Below are 22,480 nucleotides of genomic sequence, written 5' to 3' on the forward strand. Positions count from 1 at the left end.
TGTTACATTAAATTAAAATACTTGATTTTCTTTGTAAAATCATTATGATTAAACTTATCTTAAATCCTCATCAATTATCTCACACCTGTATAAATCAACTCTTTGAAATAAAAGAGGATATTTATTTTCTTTAATTAATGATTGCTTAATCGGGAGTTGATAACTATATTGTACGCCGCTTGTATTCACCCCAGCGGATAGTGATGGTCCGATTCATTACTGACGTTTCATTAAAGTGCGCACGATGACATTTTTATTATGTCCTGGTGCGAGGTTTTCTGAAATTGAATACAGCCGGTTCTAAAATTTAATACAATCATGTAGCGTTAAGACTCAAATAATTCGAAAATACAACTAGGCGGCGAGCAAGAGAGTCGCTAGGAGCATACAAAAGTATGTGACTAGTGCGAGCGAGCAAAGCCAACAACGTTGTAGTTCGAAGTATGACGAGTATGGCTGCATTTTAGGTTCATTTTTTCTGTATCTTCAGAAAGAGTGACGTTGTGAAGGGCTTTTGGGAAGGGCTTCAAAATGCAACAGAATACCGTTCATATGAAACGTGTACTGACCACACCTGCGTTAGTATTTTTCGGGCTCGCTTATATGGTGCCGCTCGGAATTTTTACCACCTATGGCCAAGTCACAGTATTAAGTGAAGGGCACCTGCCTATCGCTTATTTAATTACACTTGCTGCCGTCTTTTTTACTGCCATGAGCTATTGCCGCATGACCAGCGCACTCCCTCTTTCAGGGTCTGCTTACTCATATGTGCAAAAAACATTTGGCGGCACACTCGGATTTTTAGTGGGTTGGGCACAACTGCTCGATTACTTATTCCTGCCTATTATCAACTACATCGCTATCGGAATCTTCGTTCACGAAGCCTTTCCTGATATTCCCATGTATGTGATTATTTGCAGCACCATTACACTTGTCAGCATTATGAATATTTTGGGTATTAAATTAGTATCCTCAATGAATATGTTGATCATAATGATGCAATTTGTGTTTATTGCTGTCTTTTTATATCTGAGCTTTAAAACCTCATTTGTATTAGACACCCAGGCGCTACTCGCCCCAGTTACCGTGATGGCAGACCAAGTACCCGGCTTATTTGCTGGTGCTGCTGTATTATGTTTAGCTTTCTTAGGCTTTGATGCCATTTCAACCATGGCAGAAGAAACTAAAGATGCACGCCGTGCTCTGCCAAAAGCAATTTTATATACTGTCTTTATTGCTGGAACTTTGTTTGTGACCATTTCTTATGGCGCACACCTCATTTATCCGGTGTGGCAAGATTTCATTCCAAATACAGATGTAGCCAGCCTTGCCGTAATGAAGCAAGTTGGTGGCGCGATGATGGCATCTAGCTTTATTACCGCCTATGTAATTGGTGTATTTGCCTCTGCCATGACATCACAAGCTAGTATTGTACGTATTTTCTATGCAATGGGCCGCGAAGGTGTATTACCACGTTCAGTGTTTGCATATTTGCATCCGAAATTAAATACCCCAGTGTATTCAATCATTTTTGTAGCAATTGCTTCACTACTTTCGCTCGTTTTATCTCTGAGCATGGTGGCATCAATGATAAGTTTCGGGGCGCTAATCGCGTTTACTTTCGTAAACTTATCGGTGATTAAACATTTTTATATTGATCGTAAAGCACCTCTCGATAATACAAAAATTTTAACCTGCCTTATCATGCCATCCATTGGTGTTATTTTAACCCTTTGGCTGTGGACAAGCCTTGATGCAGAAGCCTTCAAAGTTGGATTATGGTGGCTAGCAGCAGGTGCAGTTTATCTCACTCTGTTAACCCATGGCTTTACTCGTCGTCCTCCTGCTATTTCTGACGATGAAACCGATATGATTATTAATTAATCATACTTGAGACAAAATATAATAGACAATAACGGGGGAGCTTAGCCTTCCCCGTTGTTTTTTTTAGAACAGGCTCCTCCCAAAGAGCCCCCTGATACAGACGGTTTACCATGAATAACAAAATTGCTGATGTCATTTATTTCAACGGTTATATCTATACCGCAGACAATCAAAATAGCGTTGTTGACGCAATCGCCTTGCAAGATGGCTATATCCTTGCAACAGGGACTTCTGGTGAATTACACCAATATGTAGGACCAGAAACAGAAAGTATCGATTTAGATGGCAAAATGATGATGCCTGGCATTATTGATGGCCACATGCACCCATTTTGGGGCGGCGTTCAACTATTCGGTTGTCATCTAAATTATGAGTCATTATCGATTGAACAAATCCTACAACGTGTGCAAGATCACCTCGATAAAGACCCTCGTACCAGCGAAAATGATTGGTTAAAAGTTACCGCATGGTTACGTCAAGGCATGTTACCTGCGGGTATTGATATGTATCGTGAAGACATGGATACCTTGAAAACCGATCGCCCTGTGGTCCTCTTTTCAAATGACTGCCACACTTTATTAGCTAATAGCCGCGCATTAGCACTTTTAGGTATCACTAAAGAAACACCTGAACCGCCCGATGGTAAAATAGGTAAATACGAAAATGGCGAACTTAACGGTATTTTAGAAGATGCACCTGCGATGCGTGCTGCTGATAGTATTGCAACTATTCGTGATGATCAAACTGTTGAAGTCGCAGAGTTAGTTCAAAAGGTATTAAACCAACAAGGTGTCACTATGGTGATGGATGCTCGAGTTTCTGAGCAGCAACTTGATGCGTTTGCACAGCTACAGCAGCGTGGAGACCTCACTATCCGTTTCCAAGCTGCCCGTGAAATTACCCCCGATGAAACACCCGATGTCGCCTCAGTTGCAGCAGCTGTCGATAACGCCGTTGCTTTCGCTAAAAAATGGCATCAAGCAGACTGGACACCGGAACCTGGCATTGGCTTGCGTAATATCAAAATGTTTGTCGATGGCGTGATGCAATATCCAACAATGACAGCCTCTTTATTACAGCCTTATCGCATTAATAAAGGCACAGATATTGCTCCAAATTGGGTCGAAACAGATAATTACGGCGACTTATATTTCACTGCTGAAATTCTTGATGAACTGATGGAAAAAATTGCAGCCGCAGGCTATGACCCTCACTTACATACTGTAGGTGAAGGCGCAGTATCTATCGTTTTAGATGCAATTGAAAAAATGCGCATCGCACATCCAGAAAAAGATATTCGCCCTGGACTCGCTCACAACGAACTGGTTGATGCTAAAGATTATGCACGATTTGCACGTCTGAAAACCATTGCATGCCTTTCGTTCCAATGGGCTGCACCTACGCCAGAACTCGCCGCTTTTGAGCGCAATATGTTAGGTGAAGAACGCTTTGAGCAATTAGAACCAATTGCTAAATTTGTCGATGCGGGAGCTGTAGTCGCTTTTGGTAGCGACTGGCCTATTGATGACTTTGATGAATGGTATGATTTAAAAGTCGCAGCAACACGTCGTGGACGTGACATTGATGGTCAAAAAGCACCAAGGTTAGATAACGATCGTGATTTAACAGTGACGGAAGTTTTACGCTCGGCTACTATTGATTCTGCTTTTGCACAGCATCGTGAAGAAGTACTTGGATCATTAGAAGTAGGTAAATTTGCCGATATGATAGTACTTGATCGCAATGTATTTGAAATTCCTGCTGACGACATCGAAAATGTAAAAGTCTTGCGCACTATTATTGGTGGAAAAACGGTTCATATCGCATAATTTTATATAATTACTATTTAATTTGATGAAGGCATAGCCAAAATGCCTTCATCATTCATTATCAGCTACATCCTTATTCTAGCTAACTCCCCACCTGTATTTCCAATCCCCATCAACAAAAACTGAAATAAAGTCCCCATAAGTTTCTGATAACGATTCACTGTTATTCATGACAATATCCATATTGATTTAAATAATTATTTTTTGAATTAACAGACCATAAAATAATATTATAATTACCCTCTTATAACTAATTTAATTTTGATATGTTAGTGTCATTATTATTCATACTAAAATAATATTTTTTAAACTAACTTAATTGCATTCATAAAGTCACTAAAATACCATCTAGCATTTTTTATTTAAAATACCGCTTGCAAAGCAAAAAACATCTCGCTATCATCCGCTGCGTTTTCAATTCAAACATTAACTGCAAGGAGGTACATCATGACAACAACTAATCAAACTCTTTGCGGGCACACCCAGAAATAGTCACTCTCGTTAGTTATACTATCTCCCTATTTTTGCCCGCTCTACCCTCAATAGTTTAATTTGCTATCGATGGCAAGCTCTAGCATCTCTATCAACATAGATTCACTATGTGACTCGAGGCTATTGCGTAACCAATCTCTGTGCAATTTAAAATATGGCGAGGTATTCATCTTATTTTTTAATTAGATATGAGCAAATTAATATGGGCAATAGCCTTCATTATGTGAGCGAACACATCAGTTATATCGCAACAGAATCAACATGGATTGAAAGTAAAGCAATCCAACAATTACAAACAACCGCAAATCTACCCGATATGGTTTCAGTGGTTGGAATGCCAGATCTTCACCCAGGACGTGGCTACCCAATCGGGGCAGCATTTTTCTCTAGCTCGCGCTTTTATCCCGCGTTAGTCGGTAATGACATTGGCTGTGGCATGAGTTTATTTCAAACGGATATTAAAAAATCTAAATTAAATTTAGATAAATTAGAGAAGCAACTCACTGAAATGGCTGACCATGCGCCATTGTCTTGGCTAAATGAATATGTTCCTGAGCACATGAAATATCACGATTTTATGGCATCACTCAGCTCTATCGGTGGAGGGAATCATTTTGCAGAATTTCAGGTTATTGATGAAATAGTCGACTCTGAATTATTTGCACAAAGTGGTTTAAATAAGCAGCAGCTATTACTGTTGGTGCACAGTGGCTCCCGAGGTTTGGGGCAATCAATTTTGCGTCAACATGTTGAGCAACATAACCATAGTGGCCTTGATGAGCAATCTAATGAGGCAAAACACTATCTTCAAGCGCATCAAGATGCGTTATATTTTGCAGAATTAAACAGACAGCTAATTGGTTTACGTATGTTACAACAAGTAAAAGCAACAGGTGAACTAAGTTTAGATATCAATCATAACTCGGTAGAATCTTGCTGCATTAATGGTATCAATGGCTGGCTTCATCGCAAAGGCGCAACACCATCAGATCGTGGATTTGTCATTATCCCAGGTTCTCGAGGTGACTACAGTTACCTAGTCTCGCCAAAAACCAGTGAAGTTAGTCTCAATTCATTGGCTCATGGTGCAGGACGCAAGTGGATGCGAACCGAATGTAAAGGCCGACTTTCTCATCGTTATACGCCTTTGCAATTGTCACGAACTACACTAGGTAGCCGTGTTATTTGTGCCAACAAGCAATTAATTTATGAAGAAGCCCCTCAATCTTATAAATCAATAGTAACAGTGATTGATAGCATGATTGATATTGGCATTATTCAAGTAATTGCACGCCTCAAGCCTATTGTAACCTATAAAACCAGTGGAGATTGCTAATGACATTATTACAATTTTCATCCGCGCAAGGGCCTGAAGAATGCTGTATTGCGGTAGAGAAAGCACTTGCTTGCTTTTTGCATGATGCAAAGCTTAGCCAAGTAAATGTAGATATCCTTGAATCATTTCCATCAAAGCACGGTTTAAAATCCGCTTTGGTTTCATTAAATGGCTCTCAAGCCGAAGCACTAACACAATTATGGTGCGGTACAGTTCAATGGCAATGCCAAAGCCCATTGCGCCCGCGCCATAAACGTAAAAATTGGTTCATGACAGTCATGCGCTTTTCGCCAGTTATAGGCATTGAGGAAAGTGAAATTGAATTTGAGTTTATTAAGGCGCAAGGCCCCGGAGGACAGCATGTGAATAAAACCTGTTCAGCCGTAAGAGCAAAACATATCGCAACAGGTGTTAGCGTCAAAGTACAATCCGAACGCAGTCAACATGCCAATAAAAAATTAGCTCGTCAGCTGATTCAGTGGAAATTAAATGAGCATCAATCTCAACAGCTGAGTACATTAGATAAAGAACGTCACAGTTCTCATTATCAGATTGAAAGAGGAAATGCAGTGATTGTGTTTTCAGGTAGTCAATTTAAGCGGTTAATCTAATTATAACGCCACCTTCGCTAAGAGGGTGGCCTATTTATATTTAGAGGTTGATATATTTAAAGATTAATATGATTTAAATGATGTCATACAAACTGCTGGCGAATAGTTTGATATTGGCGTTTTGAAACTATAATCGACATCCATAACTGAATTATTTCTATCTAATACAAATGCATTCATATTTTGTATTAAGTTAGCATCATTAGAACCTATTGATACGCTTTCACCAACTTCCTTCTTACTCAACTTATTAAGTGCATCCATAATTTCATTACTACGTTCAGTAACATTAACATAATTCTGCATTGGGTCACGTCTAATAAAATCAAATCCCTTCACTGTATAACTCCTTTTATTAAAAAATTACATGCAGATGAAAATAAACATTAAAATAAATATATTAAAATATCAATTTCAAATAGATAAATTAACTTTAATTTAAGATTGACTACATTTTATAATAAATTGTAGTTATATAAAAAATATAATTGATATATAAATATTAAAACTTTCATCTTGGCCTGCCTCTTTACAGAGGCGGCTTACATTGATAAGCGTTAGAGCAAACTTTCAGTTAAAAACCAACCAGCTATACTTTCACGCTTTTTTTGGGTAGGTAAGACTTCATGAGGAAAATCTTCTGACATGAAAAAAATCATTCGTCCACAAAATGGCTCAAGTTTTAGTAACTCATTATCGGCAGAATCATACATCACCAATTCGCCACCATCTCCGCTCTGCCATGACTCATTCATATACAGCACAGTTGTGATTTTACGTCGTCCTTTTCCTTTATAATTATCAATATGCTTTTTATAAAATGCACCATTAGGATAACAACAAAAATGCGTTTCAAAATCACGTAACCCTAAATAAAGCTCACAATTTAGTGCCTGTCTAATGCTATCCATTTGAGCCATATAACTTGCGATAGGATCGCCCATCTCAGGCTCTAACCAAACAGTTAAGTCACCTCGAATACTTTTATTGTCCTGTAGTGAATCAAGATGACCAATACGGGCATCCTGTAATTTATTTGGAATACAGTTTTTGATAACTTGAATTTGTGAAGGGTTCAAGAAATCATCCCACACATACCAACCAGATGTGGAAAGTGAATCAATGAGACTATTAATTGACATGATAAATACAAGGAAGGTGGTTCGGTGTAATTTTATACTTTAAAATAGCAAAAAGTTAAAATTAAAAACTTGAATCTTGATGATTCATCCGTCGTATCAAAGTCAATCACTAAAAAGATAGTCAGGTTAATCATAGGGTAAGCAATCAATAATTATTTATCATCACCGAAAATCACGATTAACAAATAAAAATAGTGCTGATTTTACGACCATGAAGGTACTCAAAAAATTGAGCACCTCATTTTTAGCCATTAATTGAGATTGAATGATGTTAGCAAAATGCTGTTCTTCCTAAACCACCACATCCACATTTCCCCATACCATGAGACTTAATGGGTATCTCAACTAAATTTTCAATAACGGAGCTGCCTTCTCGCTCAAGTTGGAAAGCTGCCATTTGCTCACTAAGTGTTTGCGAACTCGCTATCTGAGATACTGGCTGGAGCTTAGCTTCTTTGTGCTCTTTATCTATCTGGCTTGTTAATTCTACTATTCTTATTAAATTTTGCTTGATCCAATGGTTTTGGTTATTAATATTAATAATATTATCTTTTACTGAATCAGGCATTTCATTTTTTGTTTCATGCGAAATCTTTGAGATTGAATTTATTATTTTTAAATTTTCATTTATTTTAAAATCATACTCAGAATTTAGCTCTATATTTTCAATAACATTGCTTTCTTTAATTCCAACTATTTTACTCATGGAATCGAATACTCTTTGGAATTTTACTTTATGACTCAAAACATCCCTTAACTTACCCTTTAGTTCTTTAACTAATTCTTTTGAAGATGAACCATCATTTACATACCCTTTTCCTTTCAATAGCTTAATTTCATTCCTTATTGAATCCTCCGCACTTTTTACTTTTTTCAGCCTCTTTTCTATTGAAAGGCGCAGTTTTTTTATTTCATTATATTTTGAATCAATTTTAATATTCATATATTATATTCCTTAGTGTATTTATTATAAAAAACATTTTACAACTAACGAAAATGGTACATGAGTTAACAAGCAATAACTAATTTAGTATTCATATATTACAATGAATATAAATTCAATCTCATTATTATAAATAAAATACATTAATTAAAAAATAACTATTTCTCGGGTGATTTATAATAAATATCACTATAATAATTATTAGTGATATTTATTATTGATGGTATAAAATTTATATACTCTCTAATCTCGCATATGAAGCCACCAGCCACTTAATACCTTGCCCTTGAAAAGCAATTTGTAGACGGCAATGCTCTCCACTACCTTCAAGGTTCACAATAGTGCCTTCACCAAATTTAGGGTGCATAACACGTTGACCTAATGCATACCCTGAATCATTTTGGCTTATTGCGGTGCCAAGACGCTGATGATTCACCGGACGCGAAACCGTTGCTCGTAAACGTACCTCTTCGACACACTCAACAGGCAATTCACCAATAAAACGTGATGGACGGTGATAAACCTCTTTGCCATATAAACGACGGCTTTCTGCATAGGTAATGGTTAATTTTACCATAGCACGAGTAATACCCACGTAAGCTAAGCGGCGCTCTTCTTCAAGTCGTCCACTTTCATCCATCGACATTTGGCTTGGAAACATGCCCTCTTCCATGCCCACAATGAACACAACCGGAAACTCCAAACCTTTTGCTGAGTGCAACGTCATCAATTGTACTGCATCTTGGTTAACATCTGCTTGGCTTTCACCGGACTCTAAAGCTGCATGAGATAAAAAGGCCTGCAATGGCATTAAATCTAAATCTTCATCTTGATAGCTAAAGTCGCGAGTTGCGTTAACGAGTTCTTCCAAGTTTTCAATACGCGCCTGCGCTTTTTCACCTTTTTCTTGTTCGTACATCGCACGCAGACCTGAGTCGTTAATCACTCTATCGGCTTGCACATGCAACGGCATATCTTGAGTTTCCTTGGCTAATGCATCGATAAGCTCTAAAAAACGCTCAATGGCGGCGGCGGCACGCCCACCAAAGACTTGTTCCCGTAGTAAGTACTCACAACTTTCCCATAAAGTCAGTTGCTGGCTACGGGCGGTTTGGCGAACAGTGTCTAATGTACGATCGCCAATACCCCGGGTCGGAGTATTAACCACTCGTTCAAAAGAGGCATCATCATTGCGATTTGCAATAAGCCGTAAATAAGAGAGCGCATCTTTAATTTCTTGTCGTTCAAAGAAACGTTGACCACCATAAATACGATAAGGCATCGCACTTTGTATTAAGGCTTCTTCTAATACACGAGATTGAGCATTACTACGATACAACATGGCGCAATCTTTTAAGGCACCACCATTTTCATGCCATTGTTTGATGCGACCCACGACATAGCGGGCTTCATCTAATTCATTAAATGCACAATAAAGAGAGATTGGCTCGCCATCACTGCCGTCGGTCCATAAGTTTTTACCCAAGCGGTCGCTGTTATTAGCAATCAACGCATTGGCAGCTTTGAGGATATTATTAGTTGAGCGATAATTTTGCTCAAGGCGAATAGTTTCAGCCCCCGGAAAATCATTTAAAAAGCGCTGAATATTTTCTACCTGAGCCCCGCGCCAACCATAAATTGACTGATCATCATCACCAACAATAATCACTTTGCCGGTATCACCCGCAAGTACACGGATCCACGCATATTGAATACTGTTAGTATCTTGAAACTCATCCACTAAGATATTGGTAAAGCGTTCACGATAATGCTGCAAAACATGAGGTTTATTTAGCCATAATTCGTGGGCTCGCAATAATAACTCTGCGAAATCCACCAGCCCAGCGCGGTCACAAGCTTCTTGATAGGCTTGATAAACTTTCTGCCAAGTCGCCTCTATAGGATTACCGTAACTTTCAATATGTTGAGGACGTAATCCTTCATCTTTTTTACCGTTGATGTACCACATACCTTGACGTGGCGGCCATTGTTTCTCATCGAGATTTAACGCTTTTAATAAACGGCGAATTAAACGGTATTGGTCATCACTGTCTAAAATTTGGAAATCTTGTGGCAGGCCGGCATCCATATAATGTTGACGCAATAAACGGTGCGCCAAGCCATGGAATGTACCAATCCACATACCGCCTTCACTGGTACCAATCAATTGCGTTATACGATGGCGCATTTCTGCCGCCGCTTTATTGGTAAAGGTCACTGCCATAATGGAATATGGAGACGCATTCTCAACCGACATTAGCCAAGCAATTCGATGTACCAGCACGCGCGTTTTACCGCTACCCGCCCCTGCGAGTACCAGTAAATTGGTGCGCGGTGCGGCAACCGCTTCGCGCTGTTTGTCATTAAGACCTTCGAGCAAATAAGAGACGTCCATAGTTACCATCAGAGCTGAAATACAAGAAATAAAACAGTGGCAATTACCACTGTGTTTTTATACAGAGAATTGATTATACCAGTGACAAGAGAGAAGCCAACTGCGAAATTTCAATATGGGGTAATAAACGAACATCTTTCTCTTTCATCAGTGTTTTATTACCGGTATTAATCCAACAAGCCTGCATCCCACTTTTAATCGCGCCTTCAACATCCGTTATCAAGTTATCACCTACATGCAAAATAGCCTGCGGTTCGATATCGAGGCGTTGAGCTGCAAGTCGATACATATCACAAAAAGGTTTTGAACGGCCATCAGGACCCGCTTTTAGTACGAATTGGAAGTAATCGCCAAGTCCGCACGCTTCTGGCTGTGCATTACCGTTAGTTATTGCCACTAACGGCACTTTTTTTGCCAATAATGCCAAGGTTTCATGGGTAGATTCAGGGATCGTGATTTGGTTACGCCAGTAAGTGAAATGCGCCATGATGTCATCGGCACCTTTTAGCGCCTCATCTTTGTTATAACCATAATGGCAAAACATCATTTTGGCTGATAACCAACGCCAGCGAGTGATATCGTGACACACTTCAGGATCTTGCTCTGCAACAATATGACGAAATGTATACAAGTCGCTGTTATCAAAATGATTAAACCGAGCGTCGTATTCACGAACAAAACGTAATACTTCCTCTTCCGTTTTATCGATAACAGGATGGTTGTCGTAAAGCGTGTCATCCAAATCAAACGTAATCGCCTTAATTGGCGACAGTGGTCGGTAAAAATGCATTAAGATTTCTCCCTTTTTGCTCTTGGATGAGCCACATCATAAACGCTTGCTAGGTGCTGAAAATCAAGATGCGTATAGATTTGCGTTGTTGAAAGGTTTGCATGGCCTAAAAGCTCTTGCACCCCACGCAAATTACCACTTGATTCAAGGATATGTGTCGCAAAAGAGTGGCGTAATTTATGTGGGTTAATATGGCTGTTGATGCCTTGCTTGATCCCCCACTGCTCAAAACGTTTTTGTACATTTCGATTTGAAATTCGTTTACCACTTTGTGTTGAAATAAAAACAGCCCCATCTTCAGGTTCATACAGCTCACGCATTTCTAGCCAACGCTTAAGCCAACTAACAGCTGTTTTTCCAACTGGAATTTTTCGCTCTTTACTGCCTTTTCCCATCACCCATATCTCACCTAAATCAAGGTCAAGGTGACGAACATCAAGGCCAACAAGTTCAGATAAACGTAAACCTGCGCCATACATCACTTCCAACATCGTTCTATCACGCACAACTAGCGGATCGCCACTGTCTATATTAAGTAGTTGAGAAACCTCATCAACATCTAAGTTTTTAGGCAGTCGTTTTTTACCTTTCGGTGCTTGAATACTTTTAATTGGATTCGCGGGCAATTCACCTTGCTGCACCATCCAATCACAAAAACTTCTCAATGCAGATAAGCGTAAAGCCATACTCGCCGCTTGCAATCCCATTCGGCGGCTTTTTACCACGATATTACGCCCAATCGCCGTATCCAATTGCTGCCACTGGGTAATTTTTAATTCTGTCAGGATCTGCTCAACGACACTGAGCTGGCGACGATAATTAGTTATCGTCACGGGACTGAGTCTACGCTCAACTCGTAAATAACGAAGGAATGCGTCAACATGAAGAGTCAGCCCTTCTGGCTGAGGAGCTAGAGGCGTTCTATCCATCGGCATAATAACCTCGGTAGAATTTGGGCAACTTTTTCCAGCATGACGGTTCCCATACCATGCTGATAATGTTCACGATCACGGCTCGTAAAGATCACCATGCCAGATTCGCCATGATGACCAAATAAAGAAATGGCGACTGAGCCAATGTTGAGACCATCAGGGAGAAGTAATCGAAGTTCAGACCCATTTAAGCCACCAAGATAATTCATCCGATCGCCAAATCGTTGAATTCGGACGGGCTCAAAGGCGCGACGAGCAATCACTAATTGATGTGCATCTAAAGGAGCAGATAAACGCCAGCAGTCACTAAACAACCGAACAGATGCACCTGAAAGGCCTAATTTTTTTGCCCAGCGATTTAAAGATAATAACATCCCTTGCAGGCTATTAGCGGATGATAGCTCAATTACTAAAAACAACAGTTCATCAAAGAGTTGTACGTTCTCATGAGCCTGCTCAACCATAAAGCGGATATCTTGTTCAAGTGCTTTGATTTTCAAACGCTGACGACTCATGACCAGCTCAGGAAGCGAAATCGCATCTTGTACTACATGTGGAACCTTGATGTGCTCAACAATTTGAGCATTACGGATAAAAAAATACGGATTTTCCTTTAAATATTGCACCACATCATGCTCATCTAGTTGATGAACACTCTCAGGTACTATCTCAGTCTTATCCATTATTACCCTCTTTATTTCACCAAGATTAAATTTGGATCACTCCATCATAAACATGTGTTGCAGGCCCCGTCATATATAACGGAGTTCCTGGGCCATCCCAACTAATATTCAAGGAGCCACCGGGTAAATCGACGCGAACACGGCTTGATAACAGACCTTGGGTTATTCCGACAGCAACAGCTGCACAGGCACCACTACCACAGGCTTGAGTTTCAGCAGCGCCACGTTCATAAACACGCAAGCGAATATGTTCAGCGCTAACAATTTCCATAAAACCAATATTAGCACGCTCAGGAAACCGTTCATGACTTTCTAATGCAGGACCTAAAATATCAACTTCAGCAGTGTGAATACTTTCAACTTGTATGACGCAGTGAGGGTTACCCATCGAGACCACACCGCACAACACTGTACGTTCTTGGGCTCTAATAATATAGGTTTTTTCCGCTTTTACCGCGCGAAATGGGACTTTCTGTGGTTCAAAATCAGGCTCTCCCATATTCACACAGACATCATCATTTTCATTAACCGTTAACGTCATTCGGCCTGATTGAGTACTGACTTTAATTTTTTGCTTATTAGTCAGTCCCTTTAGGCGAACAAAACGCGCAAAACAGCGAGCCCCATTTCCACATTGAGAGACTTCACTCCCATCGGAATTAAAAATACGATAATGAAAATCTAAGTCTGGATCATAAGGGGCTTCCACCAACAGGAGTTGATCGAATCCGATCCCGGTATGTCTATTTGCAAGACGGCAGATAAGCTCAGGAGAAAAGTATACGTTTTGAGTAACGCCATCCACCACCATGAAGTCATTACCTAGACCATGCATTTTAGAAAACTGCATTTCGCGTTCCATAATCGTAACTTATGGTTTAGTTGCAGCTTGAGCAGGCTCATCAATTGAGCTGCTTTTGGCTTTAGGTTGTACGTCTGGGGTCTGCGCAGGAGCAGCTTGTTCTTCCGGAGGAAAATAAAGAGGCCCTTTTAGGCCACAACCAGAAAGCGTGAACAAAATAATAAACGCACCGAGCCCAAATAAACTTTTTTTCATTATATTTCGCCTGTCATACTGACTTTTAATAACTCATATTTTTACACATTAGCAGGTGTGACGGTTCAAATCACGCCCGTTTATCAAACATATCCAAATTATATACGCATCACACACTAAATTGCATAAAAGTCATCAATAAGCGGCCCTAGAAATCAGAGTAAAGACGCCATTTAAGTCATTTATTCCTATCAATATACATATTGCTTAAAGTATGATCCATTTTATACGTTAACTCATTCAAGTTAGAAGTATTTTTCGCTTCATTAGGCTAAATTTAATCTGACAATAGTGATTAATTACTCTAAATTAACCCCATGGCGTATTCGACTCTATAATTTCTAATACTAGAGTTTTAACCAAAATTGGCGAGCAAATAGGAATTTAACCGTGAATGACAGTGAATTTCATCAACGAGCAGAACAACTGCTGAGCACTATAGAAGAACACTTAGATAATTATGATGGCGACGCTGATATTGACTGCGAGCTTAATGGTGGAGTGATGACCTTGAGTTTTGAAGATGGCACTAAAATCATCATCAACAAACAAGAAGCTTTTCATCAAATTTGGCTTGCGACGAAACAAGGCGGTTATCATTATAGTTATCAAGATGGGGAATGGCTTTGTGACCGTTCAGGCAAGAAATTTACCGAGATGCTAGCCGATGCGATTGCATTTCAAAGTAAAGAACCGTTTTCGTTCTAGCAAACAAGACAGCGGTTATTAGCCTTCATCGCTGTCTCTCTTTTTTAAATTAATAATAATTAGCTTGAGGATGTCTGGGTTGGTCTACATAAGGCTCACGGTTTAACACATCATCTTCAGCCGAAAATGGCCAAGTTACCCCAGTAAAAGCAACAACTTGATTTTTACCATCCTGCTGCACAATTTGGTAAAACTGAGGCAAGTTAAAATTAATAAAGTTTGCACCGTAAGTAAAGCGGTCATGGGATGAGGAATAGAACTTACTGACATCACGAACTAAATCTTCTTTAGACCCTTCACAATGTGAATAGATCTCAACGCGATTGGCTTCATCTAATACATAGATATTAAAACCACTGTTATCTGCGGTATTTTCAAAGAAAAACTGCACAATTCCTTCGCTCGCATAACCATCGACTACCGCAGGTAAATGATTTTCACTTTTGGCTTTAAGCTTCACAGGCCAACCATGCAGCTTGTTATGGGAAATCGCGCCATAAAACTCAACCGCATTTTCTAGTTTCTGAACGGATACATTGAGGCGCTCAAAAAATAATCCCCACGTTTGACCTGCAATACGTAAAGCTTTAAAACGGCCGGGATCATGACTATTACTCGATAAACGTAGCTCAACACACTCTGAGATAAGCTGTTGAACCCGTGTACGGATCAATCCGCGTAAGTGTTCACTATAACAAAAAACCTCAACCGCTTCAGGAGGCGACGCATCTTGGTGCATCTTACCTAGAATAGTTTTTAATGCCTCTAACATACACTGCTCGCCACTAAAATGCAGTGTTCTTACCTCATTCCACGAGTTGCGATAAAGTAAGTCGATACTACCAATAAGGCACTGTTGAGATTCACCAAAACTAAAAATATCTAACTTTCTAAAGTCAACATGAACCACTTGTTCTGAATATACTTGAGTGGGATCTTTTTCTAAGTTAACAATAATCGCTAAATGGCGAATTTCACATGGGCTATACAATGCTTTAGGCGTCGGAGCTGGCAGCCTGATAGGAAAGTGGCTAGAAACATCATGCATAAGCTCAAGCAATTTAAGCTCATCACACTGAGATTGCCCATTATGCATATAAACATGAGTTGTTTCGGTTAGTAAGCCATTAAAATATGCCCATGCCACTAATTTATTCAAATAGCGGTTATATTCAAGCGGTTGATGACCAATAATAGTGTCAATATTTGGCGCTTGATTATAAAGGTACCAACCACTGCGATTCGCACGGCCTGCTGGCACATAAATAAATGTCAGATGACTTTCACTCAGATCAGGCGAAATTTGTGGATTCACCAAAGTGACTTTACCCGGCAAAGCTTCAAAGGCAGCATATAACTTACGAGTTAATACGCCAATATCTTGAGGGCTCGCACTAACACTTAAATTATTACGACGAGCAAAGCGAATTAAATTTCGGTAACTCTGCATCATCGTATCAAGTAATTCATTGTGGGCTTCGCGAACTCGCTCAATTTTCCATTGATTTCGCTCATCGAGTACCGCCAAACGTTCTGCTCCCCAGCCCCATGAACCCACGAGTTGAGAAAGTACATCACGGCGCCAACCAGAACATTGGTTGTCATCATCTTCAGAGAGTTTTTCACAGACTTTCAGGTAAAAACAGCGGCGTATCAAGTCAAGGCGGGTAAGATCATTGATTTCAGTGAGGTAACGAGTCACACGTTCAAGCATTAAACAGTAAGAATCTAATCCGTAACAGACAATTTCGCCAGCATGGAGATGACGTTTAAATTCCATCGCTAATAATTTACCGTGCGGATAATCCCACGAATAAGACTCAAGTAAGATACTTTTCAAAACGGCTTTATAGGGTGAATCAACGCTTTTATACAGTTGCCACAAACTTGCACCAAAATATTCGGCCGCAGACAACTCACCCAAACCACCTAAATCTAACCACTCATTTGGTGTTAATACACCTTGAGCGTAAAGCCCCATCACGTATTCATCGTAATGTGGCTCTTCTTCAACAGGCACCATGGTCCATAATAGTCTTTTACCAGCCATACGCACGGCAGTACGGTAAAATTCATCTAACAAGAGAATATGCTGTGTTGAACCGCAATTTTCACCACCAATATGCCCACTAGCATTATGGCGAAATCGATTTTCATCGATTAAAAAGACGGTAACATCGATGCCTAAAGAAGCTGCCCATTGTTCTATCAGCACACATTTCTTTTGCAGAAAACGTTTTTCTTCGTTATCTAACCATGATGGATGGCAAACCCAAACGTCAATATCCGAACACTGGCTCTGGCCAATAGAAGATGTACTGCCCATAGAATAGATACCAGTAATCGGCAACTCACCATTAGCAGGTGCTTCTAGCGGGAGGAATCTTTCAAACTGTTCTAACCATTTGTTTTGTTCTACATCAGGTGAAAAAAAACATACCCCGTGGGGAACATTACCTTCAATAAAACCAGGCATCATTGGGTGATGATAATGAAATAAAATCGGCAGCAGGCTATATACCTTCGAGAAGGCTTCATTCATAGACGACGTTGCACGCTCCAACCTCAGTTGGTTTATTGCATCGAGTCTTTGCTTTAAGGTTTCAATATAGAGATACAAATGATTGCGCCTGGCTGAATGAGATAACAAATCTGGGATTTCCCAGCACCCAACAGATAGAGATAAATTTAAAGTAATTTTCAAATGGATTGTCGGAAACGTGATCAATTTAACACCTTGCATCAAAAGGGTAAAGTAGATCACATAATTTTATTCGTTTATTTTTGATACAAAATGCTTTTCAACATATTGTATAAAAAGACTTTTTATTTTTTAACACCCCAAAATATCCCTTGTTTTTCAATGGAATAATATCATTGAACTCTATTGTTGAATAAAACAACAATACAAAAAAACATATGAACAATACGCATGGCGCCTATGCTTGAACGCTTCAACATAAATTAATGCAAAATAGGGCTTTCTTCACGAAAAAAAAGCACAATTAGCTAAAAAAAATAATAATTAAATACTTTTTATTATCCTCAGGAGTAAAACCATGCCTCTCAATATTAATTGCTATTTTGCACCCAACTGGAAAAAGTATCGCTAACATGTTAAAACTAATGCCAAATGTATGGTTAATCTGCGGCAATATTCGTCTGAGAAAACAGTAAAATGACATCAATAAATATCGTGCGTATTGCGACACGTAAAAGCCCTCTAGCCCTGTGGCAGGCGCATTTTGTGAAACAAAAATTAGAACAACTTTATCCTGATTTACAGGTTGAACTGGTTCCAATGGTGACAAAAGGTGACATTATTCTTGATACCCCATTAGCCAAAGTTGGTGGTAAAGGGTTATTCGTTAAAGAATTAGAGCTCGCTTTATTAGAAGGACGCGCTGATATTGCCGTTCATTCTATGAAGGATGTACCTGTTGAGTTTCCTGAAGGCTTAGGGTTAGTCACCATTTGTGAACGTGAAGACCCTCGTGATGCATTTGTCTCCAATCATTACGCCAATATTGATGCCTTACCTATCGGTAGTATTGTGGGTACATCAAGTTTACGTCGCCAATGCCAATTAAGAGAGCAACGCCCAGACCTCATTATTCGCGATCTACGCGGAAATGTAGGCACTCGCTTATCTAAACTAGATAATGGTGAGTACGATGCAATTATTTTAGCTGTAGCAGGCCTCAAGCGCTTAGGCCTTGGCGATCGGGTACGTGCTGCGATGGAACCAGAGCAATCATTACCCGCTGTAGGACAAGGTGCTGTCGGTATCGAATGTCGCTTAAATGATACAAATACCCGAGCACTTTTGGCTAAGCTTAATGATGATACAACGTCAATATGTGTCCTCGCAGAGCGCGCAATGAATATGCGATTAGAAGGCGGATGCCAAGTTCCTATCGGTAGCTATGCCATTTGGCAAGATGATAAAATTTGGCTTCGAGCCCTTGTAGGTGCTCCCGATGGCAGTATTATTATTCGAGGCGAATGTGTTTCGACGCCAGAACAAGCAAATCAAGCAGGTATTGCGCTCGCGGAAGATCTTCTTGCTCGTGGCGCGAGAGAAATTCTTGCAGAAGTCTATAAAGGAAACCCGCCCGCATGAGAGTCCTTGTCACTCGCCCTGAACCAACAGGCTCAGAGCTGATAGCGGCAATAAACTCAACTGGCAGCCAGGCATATGCCTCCGCCCTTATCAGTATTGGTGCGGGCGCAGAACTAGATAAGCTCACCGGCTATCTCGACCATTTAAATAATAATGATTTAGTATTTCTTTTGTCCAAAAATGCAGTCTGGTATGCAAATTTAACCCTTGAACAAGCAGGACGAAGCTGGTCAGATAAGTTATCCTACTATGGTATCGGCCGCTCAACAGGACAGTATTTCCAACAAATAACAGGCCTTCCTGTTCAATGGGCCGAGCACGGGGAAACCAGTGAAATACTACTGACACTCCCTGAGCTCCAGTTTTTAGAGGGTAAGAGCACACTTTTATTGCGTGGTAATGGCGGCAGAGAACTCCTTGCATCGACATTAAAATCGAGAGGAGCACAGGTCGAATACTGTGAATGTTACGCAAGACACCCTGTTCCTTATAATAGAACAGCGTTTAACCAGAAATGGTTAGAGACCAATATTACTGACATTGTCATTACCAGTGGTCAAATGTTAGCTTTATTAAATGAATTAATCGCTGAAGACATCAAGCCATGGTGGTTTACTCGCCGCCTAATTGTCGTCAGTGAACGGATTGCAGATCAAGCTCGCCAAAGCGGCTGGCAGAAGGTCTGTGTAGCTAATAGCGCAGATAATAATGCTTTATTAAAAGCACTATATTCAACCGATATGGGATGTTAATTTATGACGGAACACAATAAAACTACCGAGACGGTTAATGAACAAACAGTAACGGAGCAGCCCAAAAGCCGCCAAACAAAACCAACTTCGGAACAAAAACGTTCTGGTCTGGTCGGTAGCGTCATTGCTATTGCTATTATTATTGCTATTGGTGGGGGGCTTTACTACTTCACTCAACAAAGTAACGCGCTACTAGTCAATGAAAATAATGAACTTAAACAACAATTAAGTGATCTAGCAGAACAACAAAATACCGATAGGCAACGTCTAGATGCCCTTATTGCAGCTAACGTAGAGATAAAAAATCAATCTCGTGAATACGAAGAACAATTAAACCGCCGCATGCAAGAATTGCAAGCCCATGTTACCGCCCTTTCTAGTGCAGACGTAAAAAATTGGTTAGTTGCTCAAGCTGATTTTATGGTAAAAATGGCTGGCAGAAAATTGTGGAATGACCACGACCCTGTCACCGCGGCTGTACTTTTAAAAAGCGCAGATACTAGCCTAGCGGAAATGAATGACCCTAGTCTGATTGATATTCGTAAATCCATCAATAATGACATTGCTCGCCTAGCGGCAATTAACCAAGTTGACTACGATGGTATTATTTTACGCCTGAATCAATTGAGTAATGAAGTGGATAATTTGCGTTTAGCAGACCTCAATAGTGGTGATGCAAAACAAGATGATAACAACGGCGAAGTCAGTGAAGATATATCTGACTGGAAACAAAACTTATCTCGTAGCTGGAAAAGTTTCACCAGTGACTTTATTACAGTGCGCGCCCGCGATGGTTCAGAAGCCCCATTACTTGCTCCAAACCAAGATATCTATTTACGCGAGAACATTCGCTCTCAGCTTCTTATTGCCGCCCAAGCAGTGCCTCGTTATCAAGAAGCGACTTACAAACAGTCACTTGAACAAGCCTCTACATGGGTAAGAGCCTATTTTGATGTGGATGCACCGGCAACAAAAGCATTTTTGACTGAAATAGATGACTTAATCAATCAACCGATTGCAACTGAAATGCCTGATGCACTTGAAAGCCAAGCGAAACTCGAAAAAGTCATGCAAACTCGAGTGCGTAACCTACTTTCTCAACCAAATGACAGTGCGATAAACGACAGAGCGATAGAAACAACACAGCCTGCTGATGCCGCAAAAGAGGCTACCGATGCAGCCATCCCTCAAGATGCACAATCTCAAGCTACGGAGCCGCAACAGGAAGCTGAAATACCCGCTTTCGAAGCACCAAAGCCGACTGAGAATAAGGGGTAACTATGATTAAGGTATTAATCCTCTTTATTGTTCTTATTGCTGGCGTGATATTGGGACCGCTACTTGCGGGCCACCAAGGCTACGTATTTATCCGTACCGATGATTACGATATCACGACTAGTGTCACCAGCTTGGTACTGTGCTTTATTTTACTGCAATTCATTTTGTTATTTCTCGGTTGGTGCTATCGCCGTTTTATCAGCACCACCTCGCGAACTAAAGGTTGGGTAAGTGGACGTAAGTATCATAAAGCCCACACACAAACTCAAAAAGCCTTACTGAAATTAGCTGAAGGTGACTTTGAGCAAGTTGAAAAATTGATGAGTAAACATGCTGATTTCTCTCAGCAGCCTGTCATCAATTATCTACTTGCAGCAGAAGCTGCCCAGCAAAGAGGTGATGAGCATCGTACTCACCAATATTTAGACAGAGCTGCGGAAGCTGCGGGAAATGATCAACTCCCTGTTGATATAAGCCGTGTACGTATCCAATTAGCAGAAGGTGAAGTTCACGCTGCGCGTAATGGTATTGATAAACTTATCGATCAAGCGCCAAGACATCCTGAAATTCTGCGTCTTGCGGAACAGGCTTACTTACGTTCCGGTGCTTATCAAGCTTTGATAGAACTATTACCCATTATGGCTAAAGTACAATTACATAATGAAGATGAACTCGATGCGCTAAAATTACAAGCATACAAAGGCTTAATGAATCAGTGCATGGCAGAAGGTGGCAGTGATGGATTAAAATCCTGGTGGAAAGCTCAGGCACGTAAAGTTCGCAATGAATCCGCTTTACAAGCTTTCTTAGCAGAACATTTAATTGAATGTGGTGACACCGTCAGCGCAGAAAAAATTATTGTTGATGGATTAAAACAACAATATGACGAGCGTTTACTCTTACTCATCCCTAAACTCAACAGTGAACAGCCTGAAGTTATTGAGAAAATATTACTCAATTTACTTAAACAAACGGGCGCAACTCCATTACTTAACAGTATATTAGGGGTACTTTCACTACAAAATGCGCGATGGGAAAAAGCTGAAACCTACTTTAAAGCCGCTCTCGCACAACGCTTTGATGCGCAAGACGCAGCTTGGTTAGCAGATGCATTTGATAAACTTCATAAGCCCCATGAAGCCGCAAAAATTCGTCAAGAAGCCTTAATGCACTCTTTAAAACAAGAGCGTTGATCATATTTAGTTTAGTAGCTTAAATATGACAATAATGTAATCTCGACCCAAAGCGCTATCGAATAGGTAGCGCTTTTTATTTACCTTATTTTCCATTCTATTTACATTCAGACTGAATATTTAGCTTTATAACGAATAGAAAATCATTCTATTTAAAAAAGATATATTAAATATTTTAAATATAAGTGAACAATATTTACTTCTTTCTTATCGAGCACCTTTTTAAATCATCATAAAACGATAAATCTTCATTTGTTTTTATACATAATTAGATGAAAAATAAGATTTTTTGTATAGTTAAAAACAAAATCGACTTGGCTATGTTATAAACC

At 40.0% G+C, this 22,480-nt stretch carries 19 protein-coding genes; 9 read left to right on the forward strand and 10 right to left on the reverse strand.

What is annotated here, in order from left to right; all coding sequences use genetic code 11:
• Nucleotides 1–531 precede the first annotated feature (531 nt).
• The 4 genes from DD649_RS05185 (at nucleotide 532) to prfH (ending at nucleotide 6,152) form a co-directional block, all read left to right on the forward strand.
• The gene (locus DD649_RS05185) at nucleotides 532–1,884 is read left to right on the forward strand and encodes an APC family permease (protein WP_294104312.1); all 1,353 of its coding nucleotides are present in this window, start codon (nucleotides 532–534) and stop codon (nucleotides 1,882–1,884) included.
• A gap of 110 nt (nucleotides 1,885–1,994) precedes the next feature.
• On the forward strand, nucleotides 1,995–3,713 hold the full coding sequence (locus DD649_RS05190; protein ID WP_294104313.1) for an amidohydrolase: 1,719 nt from the start codon (nucleotides 1,995–1,997) through the stop codon (nucleotides 3,711–3,713).
• A 694-nt stretch (nucleotides 3,714–4,407) separates the two neighbouring features.
• Nucleotides 4,408–5,541, forward strand: coding sequence for an RNA ligase RtcB family protein (locus DD649_RS05195; protein WP_294104326.1), 1,134 nt, complete (start codon nucleotides 4,408–4,410; stop codon nucleotides 5,539–5,541).
• Complete coding sequence (gene prfH / locus DD649_RS05200) at nucleotides 5,541–6,152, forward strand: peptide chain release factor H (RefSeq protein WP_294104328.1); 612 nt, start codon at nucleotides 5,541–5,543, stop codon at nucleotides 6,150–6,152. The genes DD649_RS05195 and prfH overlap by 1 nt, the downstream gene beginning before the upstream one ends.
• Before the next feature lie 63 nt (nucleotides 6,153–6,215).
• Here prfH and DD649_RS05205 read toward each other — a convergent pair whose 3' ends face one another.
• The 9 genes from DD649_RS05205 to DD649_RS05245 form a co-directional block, all read right to left on the reverse strand.
• The gene (locus DD649_RS05205) at nucleotides 6,216–6,491 is read right to left on the reverse strand and encodes a hypothetical protein (RefSeq protein WP_294104330.1); all 276 of its coding nucleotides are present in this window, start codon (nucleotides 6,489–6,491) and stop codon (nucleotides 6,216–6,218) included.
• A 218-nt stretch (nucleotides 6,492–6,709) separates the two neighbouring features.
• Nucleotides 6,710–7,294, reverse strand: a complete 585-nt coding sequence (locus DD649_RS05210; protein WP_294104332.1) for a 2OG-Fe(II) oxygenase — start codon at nucleotides 7,292–7,294, stop codon at nucleotides 6,710–6,712.
• 271 nt (nucleotides 7,295–7,565) lie between these two features.
• Nucleotides 7,566–8,237, reverse strand: coding sequence for a hypothetical protein (locus tag DD649_RS05215; RefSeq protein WP_294104333.1), 672 nt, complete (start codon nucleotides 8,235–8,237; stop codon nucleotides 7,566–7,568).
• A 232-nt stretch (nucleotides 8,238–8,469) separates the two neighbouring features.
• Nucleotides 8,470–10,632, reverse strand: coding sequence for a DNA helicase II (uvrD, locus tag DD649_RS05220; RefSeq protein ID WP_294104335.1), 2,163 nt, complete (start codon nucleotides 10,630–10,632; stop codon nucleotides 8,470–8,472).
• Between the two features lie 73 nt (nucleotides 10,633–10,705).
• A complete protein-coding gene (yigB, locus tag DD649_RS05225) occupies nucleotides 10,706–11,422 on the reverse strand; it encodes a 5-amino-6-(5-phospho-D-ribitylamino)uracil phosphatase YigB (RefSeq protein ID WP_294104337.1) in 717 nt (238 codons plus the stop codon).
• On the reverse strand, nucleotides 11,422–12,351 hold the full coding sequence (gene xerC / locus DD649_RS05230) for a tyrosine recombinase XerC (protein WP_294104339.1): 930 nt from the start codon (nucleotides 12,349–12,351) through the stop codon (nucleotides 11,422–11,424). Before xerC ends, yigB begins: the two co-directional genes overlap by 1 nt.
• Complete coding sequence (locus DD649_RS05235) at nucleotides 12,333–13,037, reverse strand: DUF484 domain-containing protein (RefSeq protein WP_294104341.1); 705 nt, start codon at nucleotides 13,035–13,037, stop codon at nucleotides 12,333–12,335. Before DD649_RS05235 ends, xerC begins: the two co-directional genes overlap by 19 nt.
• A gap of 25 nt (nucleotides 13,038–13,062) precedes the next feature.
• Nucleotides 13,063–13,887: a diaminopimelate epimerase gene (dapF, locus tag DD649_RS05240; RefSeq protein ID WP_294104343.1), complete on the reverse strand. Its 825-nt coding sequence runs from the start codon at nucleotides 13,885–13,887 to the stop codon at nucleotides 13,063–13,065.
• Between the two features lie 21 nt (nucleotides 13,888–13,908).
• A complete protein-coding gene (locus DD649_RS05245; RefSeq protein ID WP_294104345.1) occupies nucleotides 13,909–14,094 on the reverse strand; it encodes a lipoprotein in 186 nt (61 codons plus the stop codon).
• A 390-nt stretch (nucleotides 14,095–14,484) separates the two neighbouring features.
• Here DD649_RS05245 and cyaY point away from each other — a divergent pair, with 390 nt between their 5' ends.
• Nucleotides 14,485–14,802: an iron donor protein CyaY gene (cyaY, locus tag DD649_RS05250; protein WP_294104347.1), complete on the forward strand. Its 318-nt coding sequence runs from the start codon at nucleotides 14,485–14,487 to the stop codon at nucleotides 14,800–14,802.
• 49 nt (nucleotides 14,803–14,851) lie between these two features.
• On the opposite strand, the gene DD649_RS05255 is transcribed toward cyaY, so the two are convergent.
• The gene (locus tag DD649_RS05255; protein ID WP_294104350.1) at nucleotides 14,852–17,422 is read right to left on the reverse strand and encodes a class I adenylate cyclase; all 2,571 of its coding nucleotides are present in this window, start codon (nucleotides 17,420–17,422) and stop codon (nucleotides 14,852–14,854) included.
• 558 nt (nucleotides 17,423–17,980) lie between these two features.
• Between DD649_RS05255 and hemC the strand changes: the two genes are divergently transcribed.
• From hemC to hemY, 4 genes are read left to right on the forward strand one after another with little or no spacing between them, the layout of a single operon-like run.
• Nucleotides 17,981–18,925: a hydroxymethylbilane synthase gene (hemC, locus tag DD649_RS05260; RefSeq protein WP_336429393.1), complete on the forward strand. Its 945-nt coding sequence runs from the start codon at nucleotides 17,981–17,983 to the stop codon at nucleotides 18,923–18,925.
• Nucleotides 18,922–19,677 carry a uroporphyrinogen-III synthase gene (locus tag DD649_RS05265; RefSeq protein WP_294104354.1) on the forward strand — a complete coding sequence of 252 codons (756 nt, stop codon included), beginning with the start codon at nucleotides 18,922–18,924 and terminating at the stop codon, nucleotides 19,675–19,677. The genes hemC and DD649_RS05265 overlap by 4 nt, the downstream gene beginning before the upstream one ends.
• A 3-nt stretch (nucleotides 19,678–19,680) precedes the next feature.
• Nucleotides 19,681–20,955: a uroporphyrinogen-III C-methyltransferase gene (hemX, locus tag DD649_RS05270; protein WP_294104356.1), complete on the forward strand. Its 1,275-nt coding sequence runs from the start codon at nucleotides 19,681–19,683 to the stop codon at nucleotides 20,953–20,955.
• Nucleotides 20,956–20,957: 2 nt separating this feature from the next.
• Entirely contained in the window at nucleotides 20,958–22,148 is a 1,191-nt protein-coding gene (gene hemY / locus DD649_RS05275) for a protoheme IX biogenesis protein HemY (RefSeq protein ID WP_336429396.1), read from the forward strand.
• Nucleotides 22,149–22,480: the final 332 nt, after the last annotated feature.

The sequence above is a fragment of the Providencia sp. genome (assembly GCF_003533305.1).
GTDB lineage: Bacteria > Pseudomonadota > Gammaproteobacteria > Enterobacterales > Enterobacteriaceae > Providencia.